This is a genomic window from Streptomyces sp. NPDC055140, assembly GCF_053607285.1.
The window spans coordinates 181,938-195,376 of the sequence record NZ_JBSGTG010000017.1 but is presented as its reverse complement, the minus strand read 5'-3'; the positions used below and the strand labels follow the sequence as shown (position 1 = coordinate 195,376).

Annotated in this window: 13 protein-coding genes; 5 read left to right on the top strand and 8 right to left on the bottom strand. The window is 70.3% G+C overall.

The window, feature by feature from the left end:
- Positions 1-305 precede the first annotated feature (305 nt).
- The gene (locus tag ACWFR4_RS29345) at positions 306-1,181 is read left to right on the top strand and encodes an NUDIX hydrolase (RefSeq protein WP_453461102.1); all 876 of its coding nucleotides are present in this window, start codon (positions 306-308) and stop codon (positions 1,179-1,181) included.
- Positions 1,178-2,008 (top strand): MBL fold metallo-hydrolase, encoded by an 831-nt coding sequence (locus tag ACWFR4_RS29340; protein WP_116511645.1) that lies wholly within the window; start codon positions 1,178-1,180, stop codon positions 2,006-2,008. Before ACWFR4_RS29345 ends, ACWFR4_RS29340 begins: the two co-directional genes overlap by 4 nt.
- On the opposite strand, the gene ACWFR4_RS29335 is transcribed toward ACWFR4_RS29340, so the two are convergent.
- From ACWFR4_RS29335 to ACWFR4_RS29325, 3 genes are all read right to left on the bottom strand, one after another.
- On the bottom strand, positions 2,005-2,880 hold the full coding sequence (locus ACWFR4_RS29335) for a sigma-70 family RNA polymerase sigma factor (RefSeq protein WP_453655360.1): 876 nt from the start codon (positions 2,878-2,880) through the stop codon (positions 2,005-2,007). The two genes, ACWFR4_RS29340 and ACWFR4_RS29335, sit on opposite strands and share 4 nt — an antisense overlap.
- Before the next feature lie 19 nt (positions 2,881-2,899).
- Positions 2,900-3,700 carry a nucleotidyltransferase domain-containing protein gene (locus ACWFR4_RS29330; RefSeq protein WP_453461107.1) on the bottom strand — a complete coding sequence of 267 codons (801 nt, stop codon included), beginning with the start codon at positions 3,698-3,700 and terminating at the stop codon, positions 2,900-2,902.
- 106 nt (positions 3,701-3,806) lie between these two features.
- Entirely contained in the window at positions 3,807-4,481 is a 675-nt protein-coding gene (locus ACWFR4_RS29325) for a Crp/Fnr family transcriptional regulator (RefSeq protein ID WP_100596519.1), read from the bottom strand.
- A gap of 342 nt (positions 4,482-4,823) precedes the next feature.
- Between ACWFR4_RS29325 and nth the strand changes: the two genes are divergently transcribed.
- The 3 genes from nth (at position 4,824) to ACWFR4_RS29310 (ending at position 7,869) form a co-directional block, all read left to right on the top strand.
- Entirely contained in the window at positions 4,824-5,879 is a 1,056-nt protein-coding gene (nth, locus tag ACWFR4_RS29320) for an endonuclease III (protein ID WP_453655359.1), read from the top strand.
- Positions 5,880-5,945: 66 nt separating this feature from the next.
- Positions 5,946-6,656, top strand: coding sequence for an NUDIX hydrolase (locus tag ACWFR4_RS29315; protein WP_453655358.1), 711 nt, complete (start codon positions 5,946-5,948; stop codon positions 6,654-6,656).
- A 13-nt stretch (positions 6,657-6,669) separates the two neighbouring features.
- A complete protein-coding gene (locus tag ACWFR4_RS29310; protein WP_453461112.1) occupies positions 6,670-7,869 on the top strand; it encodes a MarP family serine protease in 1,200 nt (399 codons plus the stop codon).
- Positions 7,870-7,905: 36 nt separating this feature from the next.
- Here the strand turns inward: ACWFR4_RS29310 and ACWFR4_RS29305 are convergent, their stop codons facing one another.
- The 5 genes from ACWFR4_RS29305 to acs all read right to left on the bottom strand — a co-directional run bounded on the left by ACWFR4_RS29305 (position 7,906) and on the right by acs (position 13,414).
- Positions 7,906-8,094 carry a hypothetical protein gene (locus tag ACWFR4_RS29305; RefSeq protein ID WP_100596324.1) on the bottom strand — a complete coding sequence of 63 codons (189 nt, stop codon included), beginning with the start codon at positions 8,092-8,094 and terminating at the stop codon, positions 7,906-7,908.
- A 151-nt stretch (positions 8,095-8,245) separates the two neighbouring features.
- Positions 8,246-9,196 carry an alpha/beta fold hydrolase gene (locus ACWFR4_RS29300; RefSeq protein ID WP_116511637.1) on the bottom strand — a complete coding sequence of 317 codons (951 nt, stop codon included), beginning with the start codon at positions 9,194-9,196 and terminating at the stop codon, positions 8,246-8,248.
- On the bottom strand, positions 9,193-9,702 hold the full coding sequence (locus ACWFR4_RS29295; protein WP_453461117.1) for a phage holin family protein: 510 nt from the start codon (positions 9,700-9,702) through the stop codon (positions 9,193-9,195). Before ACWFR4_RS29295 ends, ACWFR4_RS29300 begins: the two co-directional genes overlap by 4 nt.
- Positions 9,703-9,801: 99 nt before the next feature.
- Positions 9,802-11,205 carry a Na+/H+ antiporter NhaA gene (gene nhaA / locus ACWFR4_RS29290; RefSeq protein WP_453655357.1) on the bottom strand — a complete coding sequence of 468 codons (1,404 nt, stop codon included), beginning with the start codon at positions 11,203-11,205 and terminating at the stop codon, positions 9,802-9,804.
- Between the two features lie 208 nt (positions 11,206-11,413).
- Positions 11,414-13,414 carry an acetate--CoA ligase gene (acs, locus tag ACWFR4_RS29285; protein ID WP_453461122.1) on the bottom strand — a complete coding sequence of 667 codons (2,001 nt, stop codon included), beginning with the start codon at positions 13,412-13,414 and terminating at the stop codon, positions 11,414-11,416.
- Between the last annotated feature and the right edge of the window lie 25 nt (positions 13,415-13,439).

Sequence of the window (13,439 nt, the reverse complement as noted above, 5' to 3'; positions counted from 1 at the left end):
TCTGTGGCGTTACGTTGCCCAGCCAATCGCCCGCATGTGGTGCTGGTGGCTCCGCGCGCACATCCCGCCACGGCCCCTCTCGTTTCGTACGCGGCTGTCGGCCGGTGGGTGGTCTGCCGGTTCGGCTCGTTTGTGTGCGGCTGCGGCTGCGGCTGCGGCTGCGGCTGCGGCTGAGGGGCGAGGGTGATCTGCCGGTTCAGCTGTCTTGTGTATGGCTGCGGGGCGGTGGGTGGTTCTTGGGGCTCTGTCGTACTTGATCGTCTGTGGCTCTCGAACATCCGCTTGGTAGCGGATAGCCTCCGGCCATGGCGAATGGGCAGTGGTATCCACCGGAGTGGCCCGAGCGGATTCGTGCGCTCGCGGCGGGTGAGCTGGCGGCCGCCGCGCCGCGGCGGGCCGCGACCGTCATGCTTCTGCGGGACGCGGCCGCCGGTCCCCAAGTGCATATGTTGCGTCGACGCGCCTCCATGGCTTTCGCCGGGGGCGCGTACGCGTATCCGGGCGGGGGTGTGGATCCCCGTGACGACGAGTCGGTCGTGCGGTGGGGCGGGCCCTCGCGTGCGGCGTGGGCGGCGCGGCTCGGCGTGGACGAGAAGTCGGCGCAGGCGATCGTGTGTGCCGCCGTGCGGGAGACGTACGAGGAGGCGGGCGTGCTGCTCGCCGGGCCCGATGCGGCGTCCGTGGTGGGGGATACGACCGGGGAGTCCTGGGAGGCCGACCGGGAGGCGCTCGTCCGGCGGGAGTTGTCGTTCGGGGAGTTCCTCGGGCGGCGCGGACTGGTTCTGCGGTCCGATCTGCTGGGGGCCTGGGCGCGGTGGATCACGCCCGAGTTCGAGCCCCGGCGGTACGACACCTGGTTCTTCGTCGCCGCCCTGCCTGAGGGACAGCGCACCCGTAACGCCTCCACCGAAGCTGATCGGACCGTGTGGATCCGGCCCGAGCGGGCTGCCGAGGGGTACGACAAGGGCGAGCTCATGATGATGCCGCCCACGATCGCGACGCTGCGGGCGCTGGCCGGTTTCGACAGCGCCGAGGGGGCCCTAGCGGGGGCCGCGGCGCAGGACCTCACCCCTGTGCTCGCGAAGGCCCGGCTGGAGGGTGGGGAGATTGTTCTGTCCTGGCCCGGTCATGATGAGTTCACCAAGCACATTCCGACCGCTTCCGGGGGAGCCTCCGCATGACCGAAGCCGCAGCCCTTCCCGGACAGCCCCGCGGCGGGGTGCTGTCGGGGCCCGCCACCGCGCGCGCGGTCAACGTGCTGGCTCCGAACGCCTCCGCGATGACCCTGGACGGGACCAATACGTGGATTGTTTCCGAGCCTGACTCCGAGCTTGCCGTGGTGATCGATCCCGGGCCGCTCGACGACGTGCATCTGGAGCATGTGGTCGCGGTCGCCGAGGCCGCCGGCAAGCGCGTTGCCCTGACGCTTCTCACTCATGGGCATCCCGATCACGCGGAGGGTGCCGGCCGGTTCGCCGAGCTGACCCGGACCGACGTGCGGGCTCTCGATCCTGATCTGCGGCTTGGGGACGAGGGGTTGGCGGGTGGGGATGTGGTGACTGTCGGCGGGCTTGAGTTGCGTGTTGTCGCAGCTCCTGGGCATACCGCTGATTCGCTCTGTTTCCATCTGCCTGCCGACCGGGCCGTGCTGACCGGTGACACCGTGCTCGGGCGTGGGACCACCGTCGTCGCCCATCCCGACGGGCGGCTCGGGGACTATCTCGACTCGCTGCGGCGGCTGCGGTCCCTCACCGTCGACGACGGGGTCGACACCGTGCTGCCAGGGCACGGGCCCGTACTCGAAGACGCCCAGGGCGCCGTCGAGTTCTACCTCGCCCACCGAGCCAACCGGCTCGCCCAGGTCGAGACCGCCGTCGAGAGCGGTTATGTCTCGGCGTCAGAGATCGTCGCCCATGTGTACGCGGCTGTGGACCGGTCTCTGTGGCCTGCCGCAGAGTTGTCGGTGCTGGCCCAGCTCGATTACTTGAAGGAGCATGGGCTGATCTAGAGGGCCGCCCGGGTCAGGGTTTTCAGGCGGTCCTCGTCCGCAAGGATGTTCAGTTCGGTGATTTTGGCGCCTGTGATCGTGAACGACATCAGCGATGCCGGGCGGCCCTCCGGCAGGGCGAGCAGGCCGATCGCGCCGTTCACCAGCACGACGCGTACGTGCGGTGCCATGCGCTGGAACGTGATCGCCCCGGACGCCACCGTGTGAGCGCCTCGGACCAGGCGCGAGAGCCCCGTCGCGCCGGCGTCCGCCCGTAGCAGTACGTCCGGGTCCAGGACCGCGACCAGGCGTTCGAAGTCGCCTTCGCGGGCCGCCGAGAGGAACGCCTCCACGATCTCGCGCTGCCGTACGGGATCCGTCTCCGGCGGCGGCGCTCCCTGGACGCGGCGGCGCGCGCGGCTCGCCAGCTGCCGGGTTGCCGCCGGCGTGCGCTCCACGATCGGCGCGATGTCGTCGAACGGCACCGCGAACAGGTCGTGCAGCACGAATGCCAGCCGCTCCACCGGCGCCAGCGAGTCGAGGACCACGAGCAGCGCCAGGCCCACCGAGTCGGCCTGGAGCGCCTGTTGTTCGGGATCCGGGGTGTCCAGGCTCGTGACCAAGGGGTCGGGTACGTGCGTCTCCAGGGGCTCTTCGCCCCTCGCCTTGCGCGAGCGCAGCAGGTCCAGGCAGATCCGGCCGGTGACGGTGGTGAGCCAGCCGCCCAGGTTCTCGACGGCCGAGACGTCGGACCGCTGGAGCCGCAGCCACGTCTCCTGTACGGCGTCCTCCGCCTCGCTGAGCGAACCGAGCATCCGGTAGGCCACGGCACGCAGGTGACCCCGTGACTCCTCGAACCGCTCGGCCAGGGTGTCCGTCGACGCTGAGCTCATCGGTGTCCTGCTTCCCGGGTCATGGGCGGGGGGCCTTCACTCCGTGCACGGCTTCGTATTCTGCCGCCAGCCACGGACCCAGGTCTTCGGTGTACGCCCTGAGGGTGTGCGGTGCGCCCATCGGTTCGTACGCCGCCTGCGCCGCCTGTCGCATCGCGTCCGCCCGCTGCGGGTAGTACGTGCCGAACACCTCGGCCATCTGCGTCAGATCGCTGGTCCAGCCGTTCCAGCGGGGCATCACGAGCGTGAAGCCGGTGCGGACGAGGTGACGGGAGATCAGGCGGTCCAGGGTCCGCGGGTCGTCGCCTCGCTCGATGCGTTCGCGCCAGCGCGCCAGGAACAGGCGCAGATCGCCGTTGGTCTCCCGGGCCAGGAGGGAGTTGGGGCGGTAGCGCGGCAGGTACTCGGCCAGGTCCTCGCCCAGGAGCGGCGTGCAGAGGCAGGCCACGAACCAGCCGAGGTCGTGCCGTTCGAGGTCGCTGAGGACCTGGGTTCGGCTGAGGATGATCAGGCCTACGCCGTCGATCTGGGCGAAGTCTTCGTCCAGCACGTCGGCCAGGGCTTTGGCTTCCGCCCTGTCCTCGTCCGTCGGCTCGTCGCGCAGTGCGAGGAGGAGGTCGAGGTCGCTGCGGCCGGGGCGGGCCGTGCCGCGCGGCACGGAGCCGTAGAGATACGCGCTCGTCATCCGCGGCCCGAAGGCGGCGAGCAGACTGTCGCGCGCCGCGGACACCACGGGGCGGAAGTCCGGCTGGATCCGGCTCAGGGAGCCTTCGCGCTCGATGAATCCGCGGTCGTCGAGGCCGCGGGTGGTGGTCGCCATGGGTCCACTGTGCCGGGTCGGGAGGGCGAGGTCCCGGTATTTTCCGCGACGGTGAACGGGTGATCCCGCCTCCCCGGAGGGAGACGGGACCCGGTGTACGAAGGTGTCAGCGCGAGCGCTTCGCGAGGCGCTCCACGTCGAGCAGGATCACGGCGCGGGCCTCCAGACGGAGCCAGCCGCGGCCCGCGAAGTCCGCGAGCGCCTTGTTCACCGTCTCGCGGGAGGCGCCGACCAGCTGGGCCAGCTCCTCCTGCGTCAGGTCGTGCACGACGTGGATGCCCTCCTCCGACTGCACGCCGAAGCGGCGGGAGAGGTCCAGGAGCGCGCGGGCCACGCGGCCCGGCACGTCCGAGAAGACCAGGTCGGACATCTGGTCGTTGGTCTTGCGCAGGCGCCGGGCGACGGCGCGCAGCAGGGCGGAGGCCACCTCGGGGCGCGCGTTCAGCCAGGGCAGGAGGTCGCCGTGGCCGAGGCCGAGGAGCTTGACCTCGGTGAGCGCGGAGGCGGTCGCCGTGCGCGGGCCCGGGTCGAACAGCGAGAGCTCGCCGATCAGCTCGCCGGGGCCGAGCACCGCGAGCATGTTCTCGCGGCCGTCGGGGGAGGTGCGGTGGAGCTTCACCTTGCCCTCGGTGACCACGTACAGGCGGTCTCCGGGGTCGCCCTCGTGGAAGAGGGCGTCGCCGCGCGCGAGGGTCACCTCACTCATGGAGGCGCGGAGCTCCGCGGCCTGCTCATCATCGAGCGCCGCGAAAAGCGGGGCGCGCCGCAGAACGTCGTCCACGAGTTTCTCTCCTATGTCGACCTGCATCCGGGGACCGTGTTCCCGCTCCCCATTTTGCCGGACGGTCCAAACGGTGTGATCAGTCACTCAGGCACAAGTCTGCCGCACCGGCGTCGCAAGCTGTGGGGGAGGGGGCCAATCGAGGACTGATCCGCGGGGTCCACGGCGGATGTCAGCGGCTGCCTTTAGGCTGGCCGAGTGTCCAAAACGCCGGTGAGAGCACAGGCCAAGGGGGCTGGGACGGTGACCGCAGGACGTAATTCCGCTGTGGGCGAACAGGCCTCGGCCGCGCCCAAGAAAGCGGCAAAAGGGGTAAAAGGGGCTCGGGGTGCCGACGGTGGCGTGGCTTCCGTGGGGAAGGGTGCTGGTGGTGCCGGGGGTGCCGCGGGTACCCGTGGTGCCGCAGGTTCCGGAGGGAAGCGGGCTGCCGCGAAGAAGACCGGCGCCGCGAAGCCGGCGAAGAAGGCTGTCGCTGCCAAGCCCGTGAAGAAAGCCGTCGCAGCCAAGCCGGTGAAGAAGGCCGTTGCCGCGAAACCGGCCAAGTCCGTGACGAAGGCCGCTGACACGAAGCCGGCCAAGTCCGTGACGAAGGCCGCCGCCAAGCCCGAGTCCCGCACCGCCCTCGTCCGGCGTGCCCGGCGCATCAACCGTGAGCTCGCCGAGGTGTTTCCGTACGCCCACCCCGAGCTGGACTTCGAGAACCCCTTCCAGCTGCTCGTCGCCACGGTGCTGTCCGCCCAGACCACCGACCTGCGGGTCAATCAGACGACGCCCGCCCTCTTCGCCAAGTACCCGACCCCGGAGGACCTCGCGGCCGCGAACCCCGAGGACGTCGAGGAGCTGATCCGGCCCACCGGATTCTTCCGCGCCAAGACGAAGTCGATCATGGGGCTCGCGGCGGCCCTGCGGGACGAGTTCGGGGGCGAGGTCCCGGGGCGTCTCGAAGACCTCGTCAAGCTGCCCGGCGTCGGCCGCAAGACCGCCTTCGTCGTGATGGGCAACGCCTTCGGGCGGCCCGGAATCACCGTGGACACGCACTTCGGGCGGCTCGTGCGGCGCTGGAAGTGGACGGAGGAGACCGATCCGGACAAGGTCGAGAAGGCTGTCGGCGAGCTCTTCCCGAAGAGCGACTGGACGATGCTCTCGCACCGCGTGATCTTCCACGGCCGCCGGATCTGCCACGCCCGCAAGCCCGCCTGCGGCGCCTGCCCGATCGCCCCGCTCTGCCCGGCGTACGGGGAGGGCGAGACCGACCCGGAGAAGGCGAAGAAGCTCCTGAAGTACGAGAAGGGCGGCTTCCCCGGCCAGCGCCTGAAGCCCCCGCAGTCGTACCTGGACGCCGGCGGTATCCCGGCGCCCCCGCTCGGTGCCACCGCGCCGCCCGCCACGGGGGAGTGACGCATCGCGGAACGAACGGCGGGGACGCAGGCGTTGTGTTCAGTTGGACGGGGGTGCCTATGACACATGCCTCACAGTGAGGCGCACGAGGAGCGCGTTACGAAGGACGAGCCAGTGCGGCTGAGCCGGGAGGGGCTGCCCGAGTGGCTCGACCCGGTCGTGAAGGCCGCGGACACGGTCGAGCCGCTCCAGATGAGTCGCTTCCTGCCGCCCGAGAGCGGCGCCGGGCGGCAGTCAGCCGTCCTGATCCTCTTCGGGGAGGGCGAGCGTGGCCCGGAGCTGCTGCTCATGGAGCGGGCCACATCGCTGCGCTCGCACGCGGGCCAGCCGTCCTTCCCGGGCGGCGCCCTCGACCCGGAGGACGGCGATCCGCGTACGGACGGGCCGCTGCGCGCCGCCCTGCGCGAGGCGGAGGAGGAGACCGGGCTCGATCCGCGCGGCGTCCAGCTCTTCGGCGTCCTGCCGAAGCTGTACATCCCGGTGAGCAGCTTCGTGGTGACGCCGGTCCTCGGCTGGTGGCGCACACCGACGCCGGTGCAGGCGGTCGACCCGGCGGAGACGGCCCGCGTCTTCACGGTGCCCGTGGCGGATCTCACGGATCCGCGCCACCGCGCGACGGCGGTCCACCCGAGAGGCCACCAGGGCCCGGCGTTCCTCGTCGAATCGGCTCTGGTCTGGGGCTTTACGGCCGGAGTGATCGACCGGATCCTGCACTACGCGGGATGGGAGCGCCCCTGGGACCGCAGTAAGCAGGTCCCACTCGACTGGCGCTCATGACAGGGTGGCCCACGTGAATGTGCTGGACATCCTGCTGCTCGTAGCCGCCGTGTGGTTCGCGATCGTGGGCTACCGCCAGGGCTTCGTCGTCGGCATCCTGTCGGTGATCGGCTTCCTGGGGGGCGGCCTCGTCGCGGTCTACGTCCTGCCCGCCATCTGGAGCGCGGTGACGGACGGGGCCAAGGTGAGCACGACGGCGGCCGTCGTCGCCGTCATCGTGGTCATCGTCTGTGCCTCCGTGGGACAGGCGTTCACCACGCACCTGGGGAACAAGCTGCGCCGGTACATCACCTGGTCCCCGGCCCGAGCCCTGGACGCCACGGGCGGCGCCGTGGTGAACGTGGTGGCGATGCTCCTGGTCGCCTGGCTCATCGGCTCGGCCCTGGCCGGCACGACGCTGCCCACGCTCGGCAAGGAAGTGCGCAACTCCAAGGTCCTTCTCGGCGTTTCCAGAGCCCTGCCCGCGCAGGCGAACACCTGGTTCGCGGACTTCTCCTCGGCGCTCGCGCAGAACGGCTTCCCGCAGGTCTTCACCCCGTTCTCGAACGAGCCGATCACCGAGGTCCAGCCCCCCGACGCGAAGCTGACGAACAGTCCGGTCGTGCAGACGGCCAAGCGCTCCATCGTCAAGGTGACCGGCCAGGCCCCCAGTTGCGGCAAGGTCCTCGAAGGCTCCGGCTTCGTCTTCGCCGACCGCCGCGTCATGACGAACGCGCATGTGGTCGGCGGCGTGGACGAGCCGAACGTGCAGATCGGCGGCGAGGGCCGGATGTACGCGGCGAAGGTCGTCCTCTACGACTGGAAGCGCGACATCGCCGTACTCGACGTGCCGACGCTGAAGGCGCCCCCGCTCCAGTTCACGTCCACGGACGCCGAGCGCGGCGACAGCGCGATCGTCGCCGGCTTCCCGGAGAACGGCGCGTACGACGTCCGCCCCGCGCGCGTGCGCGGCCGCATCACGGCCAACGGCCCGGACATCTACCACCGCGGCACCGTGCGACGCGATGTGTACTCGCTCTACGCGATCGTCCGTCAGGGCAACTCCGGCGGCCCGCTGCTCACGCCCGAAGGCAAGGTGTACGGCGTGGTCTTCGCGAAGTCACTCGACAGCGCCCAGACCGGGTACGCGCTCACCCGCGACGAGATCAGCCCGGACATCGCCCGCGGCCGCACGGCCAACCAGCAGGTGGACAGCGACAGCTGCGCCCTGTGAGGTTCTGGAGGCGGTGCAGGCCCGGCCGGTGACGCGTCAGTCGCGCGTGTGCCGCAGCCGGGCCGAGACCCAGCGGGCCCGGCGGCGCAGAATGCGGGGAATGTTGATCCCCGGAGGGGTTTGGTCATGGCCCGGTTCCTGCGGGCCACCCCCCGGGTGACGGCTCAGCACCGTGGCTGAGCGGCGGTTGCGTGCTGCGTCACTGTAGTCGTGCGTCCAGCCCATACCCCGACGTGTGCCCGTGCCCCAAGGTCGGTAATCGCGCGCACGCCCCCCAATTGGCCTATGCGCCAGGCAATTGGCAGTTCGAAGGACAGTTGTTCCCGGACATGGCTCGAACGCGTCACCCGATCGTGCGAGGGCGGCCGCGCGGCCGTCACCGGTCGGGCTCGGGGTCCTTCAGCCAGCTGACCAGTTCGTTGGAGAACGCGACCGGGTCCTCCTCGTGCGGGAAGTGCCCCAGACCGTCGAACAGCCGCCAGCGGTACGGCGCTTCGACGTACTCGCCGGAGCCCGCCGCGCTGCGCGTACGCATCACGGGGTCGAGCGAGCCGTGCAGATGCAGCGTCGGCACCCGCACCGGACGCTTCATGCGCCGGTTGAACTGGATGCCGTCCGGGCGGGCCATCGACCGCACCATCCAGCGGTACGGCTCGACCGAGCAGTGCGCCGTGGACGGGATGCACATGGCGCGCCGGTACACGTCCACGACCTCGTCGTCGGGGAGGCGCGGCCCGGACCAGTCCCGGATCAGCCGACCGACCAACGCGCCGTCGTCCGCGACGAGCTGACGCTCCGGCACCCACGGCCGCTGGAAGCCCCAGACGTACGAGCCCGCGGCGGTCTGCTTGACGTCGGACAGCATCGCCGAGCGCCAGCGCCGGGGGTGCGGCATCGAGGAGACCACGAGCCGGCGCACCAGCTTGGGCCGCATGACGGCCGCAGTCCACGCGAGATAGCCGCCCAGGTCGTGCCCCACGAGTGCCGCGTCGGGCTCGCCGAGAGACCGTACGACGCCCGTGATGTCGAGGGCGAGGTTCGCCGGGTCGTAGCCGCGGGGGGTCCGGTCGCTGCCGCCGACGCCGCGCAGATCCATGGCCACGGCCCGGAACCCCGCGTCGGCGAGCGCCACCATCTGGTGCCGCCACGTCCACCAGAACTGGGGGAAGCCGTGCAGGAGCAGGACCAGTGGCCCGTCGCCCATCTCGGCGATGTGGAAGCGCGCGCCGTTGGCGGCGACGTCCCGGTGGGTCAGCTCGCCGCCGCCCGGGACGCCGATGCGTACGACCGAGGCGGGCTGGGCCGAAGGGGTGGCGGGGTCCGTCATGAAGACGAGCGTGCCACAGCCTCGACCGTGTCACCGACTCGGTTCGCGGGGGTCACCTGACGGGGGTGCGGTTTGACGTTCCCCAGTACGCCGGCCGTCTCCTTGACCGAGGCGGCGACCTTCTGCGGGCCTTTACCCTTTTTGGCCTTCTTCGCGAAAATGACGCCGATCAGTGCGAGCAGGCCCGCCACCAGCACGTTCGCCGCGAAGGACAGCAGGAAGCACCAGGCGAGGTTCCAGCCGCCCTCGCCGTTGTGCCCGCCGGTCCACGCGTGGATCCCGTACGCGAGCGCGAAGCTCAGCATCGGCAGGGAGAAGAGCAGGACCACGCCGGCCGCCGTCAGGGCGCCGCCGCTGACCGCGCCGCGCTTCACGTCCTGCTTGAGCTGGGCCTTCGCCAGTGCGATCTCGTCGTGCACCAGTGCGGACATCTCGGTCGTGGCCGTGGCGACCAGCTGGCCGATGCTGCGCTCGGCGCCGACCGGTGTGCCGTCGGGTGCGCTCATCGCGTACTCCCTCGTCTTTTCGCGGGCTTGTGAAGCGGGCTGTGTACCGGGCGTGGCGTCTGTCGCGGGCCCGCGCCCGTGAGCGGACCCGCTGTCAGATCATGCCGGACGACTGCTCCCGTCGCTTGCCCCGCCCGTCACTTGGGCAAGCCTGCGGTGTTCGGCGGCCTTCTTCTCGTAGATCTCCGCCATCCGCAAGTGGTACTCCGGCTTGTCCTCCTCGTAGATGTCGGGGATGCCGTCGAGGTCTTCGTCGCGCTCCTCTTCGGCGCACATCGCGCGGTACTTGGCGTTACGGATCTTGAGCAGGACGCTCGACAGGACCGCCGCGACGAGGGAGCCCATCAGGACGGCGGCCTTGATCTCGTCGGTCAGCAGGGGGTTCTCGGTGAAGGCGAGTTCGCCGATGAGGAGCGAGACGGTGAAGCCGATGCCGGCGAGGGACGCGACCGCGAACACGTCGGGCCAGGCCAGTTCGTCGGAGAGCGAGGCTCTGGTGAAGCGGGCCGTGAGCCAGGTCCCGCCGAAGATGCCGACCGCCTTGCCGACGACGAGCCCGAGCACCACACCGAGGGTCTCGGGCTTGGTGAATACGTCGGTCAGGGCGCCGCCCGACACCGCCACACCCGCGCTGAACAGGGCGAACAGTGGCACGGCGAGCCCCGCCGAGAACGGGCGCACCAGGTGCTCGATGTGCTCGCCGGGCGAGTGCTCCTCGTCGTCCCGCCGGGTGCAGCGCAGCATGAGCCCCATGGCGACACCGGCGATGGTGGCGTGGATGCCGCTGTTGTACATCAGGCCCCAGATGACGAGGGCGAGCGGCACGTAGATGTACCAGCCGCGTACGCCCTTCCGCAGGAGCAGCCAGAAGACGGCGAGGCCGACGACGGCGCCCGCGAGGGCAGCGAAGTTGATGTCGCTGGTGAAGAAGATCGCGATGATCAGGATCGCGAAGAGATCGTCGACGACGGCGAGCGTGAGCAGGAACGCGCGCAGCGAGGACGGCAGCGAGGTGCCGATGACGGCGAGGACGGCGAGCGCGAACGCGATGTCGGTGGCGGTCGGCACGGCCCAGCCGTCGAGCGAGCCGCCGCCCGCGACGTTGACGAGGAAGTAGACGAGCGCGGGGACCGCCATGCCGCAGAGCGCGGCGGCGACGGGCAGCATGGCCGCCTTGGGGTCGCGCAGGTCGCCCGCGACGAGTTCCCGCTTGAGCTCGATACCGGCGACGAAGAAGAACACGGCGAGCAGTCCGTCGGCGGCCCAGTGCTCGAGGGACAGGTTGAGGCCGAGCGCTGCGGGGCCGATGTGGAAGTCGCGTACGGACTCGTAGCTGCCGCTGAGAGGGGTGTTGGCCCAGACGAGGGCGGCGATCGCGGCGACGAGGAGCAGGACTCCGCCGACGGTCTCGGCGCGCAGGGCGTCCGCCACGAACGTACGCTCGGGAAGGGAGAGGCGGCCGAGTGCCTTACGGCTGTTCTTGCTGGGGGCGGGCGCGGCCACGGGTGAAGACCTCCGGTCGGGTTCGGCTTTCGCGAACGCGCCGACGAGGGGTCGCCGACGGCGTTGCCGACCAGACTTCCCGGCACACCAGTTGAGGTTTCACCCTACCGGGTGTAAGCGGGCCGTAGCTGGTGATCGTCACTTTACGCACGAAATGGGCACCCGGCGCATTCGGCGCCGGGTGCCCATTTCGTGGTGTGCGGTGCGGTCAGTCCTCGCTCGACGCGGCCGGGAGCTTGGTCTGGATGAGGTCCATGACGGACGAGTCCGTCAGGGTCGTGACGTCTCCCAGCTCCCTGTTCTCGGCGACGTCACGCAGCAGGCGCCGCATGATCTTCCCGGAGCGGGTCTTGGGCAGCTCGGCCACGGGCAGGACCCGCTTCGGCTTGGCGATCGGTCCGAGTGTCGTGCCCACGTGGTTGCGCAGGTCGGCGACGAGACCCTCGTCGTCGGCGGACGCCGTGCCCCGCAGGATCACGAAGGCCACGATGGCCTGACCCGTCGTCTCGTCGGCCGCGCCCACGACCGCCGCCTCGGCGACCGAGGGGTGCGAGACGAGCGCCGACTCGACCTCGGTGGTCGAGATGTTGTGGCCGGAGATCAGCATCACGTCGTCCACCCGGCCGAGCAGCCAGATGTCGCCGTCGTCGTCCTTCTTGGCACCGTCACCGGCGAAGTACTTGCCCTCGAAGCGGGACCAGTAGGTGTCGATGAACCGCTGGTCGTCGCCCCAGATGGTGCGCAGCATCGACGGCCACGGCTCGGTCAGGACGAGGTAGCCGCCGCCCCCGTCGGGGACTTCCTGCGCCTCGTCGTCCACTACGGTCGCCGAGATGCCGGGAAGGGCGCGCTGGGCGGAGCCCGGCTTGGTCTCGGTGACGCCGGGCAGCGGCGAGATCATCATCGCGCCGGTCTCGGTCTGCCACCAGGTGTCCACGATGGGGCACTTGTCGGCGCCGATGTTCTTCCGGTACCACATCCAGGCCTCGGGGTTGATCGGCTCACCGACCGAACCGAGGACCCGCAGACTGCTCAGGTCGAACTTGGCGGGGATGTCGTCCCCCCACTTCATGAACGTGCGGATCGCCGTCGGCGCCGTGTACAGGATCGTCACCCCGTACTTCTGCACGATCTCCCAGAAGCGGCCCTGGTGCGGGGTGTCCGGGGTGCCCTCGTAGATGACCTGCGTCGCGCCGTTCGAGAGCGGGCCGTAGGTGATGTACGAGTGGCCGGTGACCCAGCCGATGTCGGCCGTGCACCAGTAGACGTCGGTCTCCGGCTTGAGGTCGAACACCGCGTGGTGGGTGTACGAGGCCTGCGTGAGGTAGCCGCCGGAGGTGTGCAGGATGCCCTTGGGCTTACCCGTCGTGCCGGACGTGTAGAGGATGAACAGCGGCTGCTCGGCGTCGAACGCCTCGGGCGTGTGCTCCGCCGACTGCTTCTGCGTGATCTCGTGCCACCACACGTCGCGGCCCTCGGTCCAGGCGACGTCCTGCTTGGTGCGCTGGACGACGAGGACCTTCTCGACCCCGTCGACGCGGGTGACGGCGTCGTCGACGGCGGGCTTGAGCGCGGACGGCTTGCCGCGCCGGTAGCCGCCGTCGGCCGTGATGACGACCTTGGCGTCGGCGTCCCGGATGCGGGCCGCGATGGCGTCGGCCGAGAATCCGCCGAAGACGACCGAGTGCGCGGCGCCGATGCGCGCGCACGCCAGCATCGCGACGACGGCCTCGGGGATCATCGGCAGGTAGACGGCGACGCGGTCGCCCTTCTGCACACCAAGCTCGGTCAGCGCGTTGGCCGCGCGGCTGACCTCGTCCTTGAGCTCCGCGTAGGTGATGGCCCGGCTGTCGCCCGGCTCACCCTCGAAGTGGATGGCGACCCGGTCGCCGTTCCCGGCCTCGACGTGGCGGTCGACGCAGTTGTACGCGACGTTCAGCTTCCCGTCCGCGAACCACTTGGCGAACGGCGGGTTCGACCAGTCGAGGGTCTCGGTCGGTTCGGTGGCCCAGGTCAGTCGGCGGGCCTGCTCGGCCCAGAAGCCGAGCCTGTCAGCCTTGGCCTGTTCGTACGCCTCCGCGGTGACGTTGGCGGCGGCCGCCAGGTCGGCCGGCGGCGCAAACCTTCGCTCTTCTTTAAGAAGGTTGGCCAGGCTTTCGTTGCTCACGACATCTCCCTTTCCCAGGGTGTCCGTTGTGTCCCAGACCACAGCTCATCAGACGGCCCCCCTCGGT

Bases quoted from the DNA above. Each gene is read 5' to 3' on its own strand.
- ACWFR4_RS29315 (WP_453655358.1), top strand. From the start codon at position 5,946: ATGCCTCACAGTGAGGCGCACGAGGAGCGCGTTACGAAGGACGAGCCA.
- ACWFR4_RS29335 (WP_453655360.1), bottom strand. From the start codon at position 2,880: ATGAGCTCAGCGTCGACGGACACCCTGGCCGAGCGGTTCGAGGAGTCA.
- ACWFR4_RS29345 (WP_453461102.1), top strand. From the start codon at position 306: ATGGCGAATGGGCAGTGGTATCCACCGGAGTGGCCCGAGCGGATTCGT.
- ACWFR4_RS29305 (WP_100596324.1), bottom strand. From the start codon at position 8,094: ATGGGCTGGACGCACGACTACAGTGACGCAGCACGCAACCGCCGCTCA.
- ACWFR4_RS29330 (WP_453461107.1), bottom strand. From the start codon at position 3,700: ATGGCGACCACCACCCGCGGCCTCGACGACCGCGGATTCATCGAGCGC.
- ACWFR4_RS29340 (WP_116511645.1), top strand. From the start codon at position 1,178: ATGACCGAAGCCGCAGCCCTTCCCGGACAGCCCCGCGGCGGGGTGCTG.
- ACWFR4_RS29300 (WP_116511637.1), bottom strand. From the start codon at position 9,196: ATGACGGACCCCGCCACCCCTTCGGCCCAGCCCGCCTCGGTCGTACGC.
- ACWFR4_RS29295 (WP_453461117.1), bottom strand. From the start codon at position 9,702: ATGAGCGCACCCGACGGCACACCGGTCGGCGCCGAGCGCAGCATCGGC.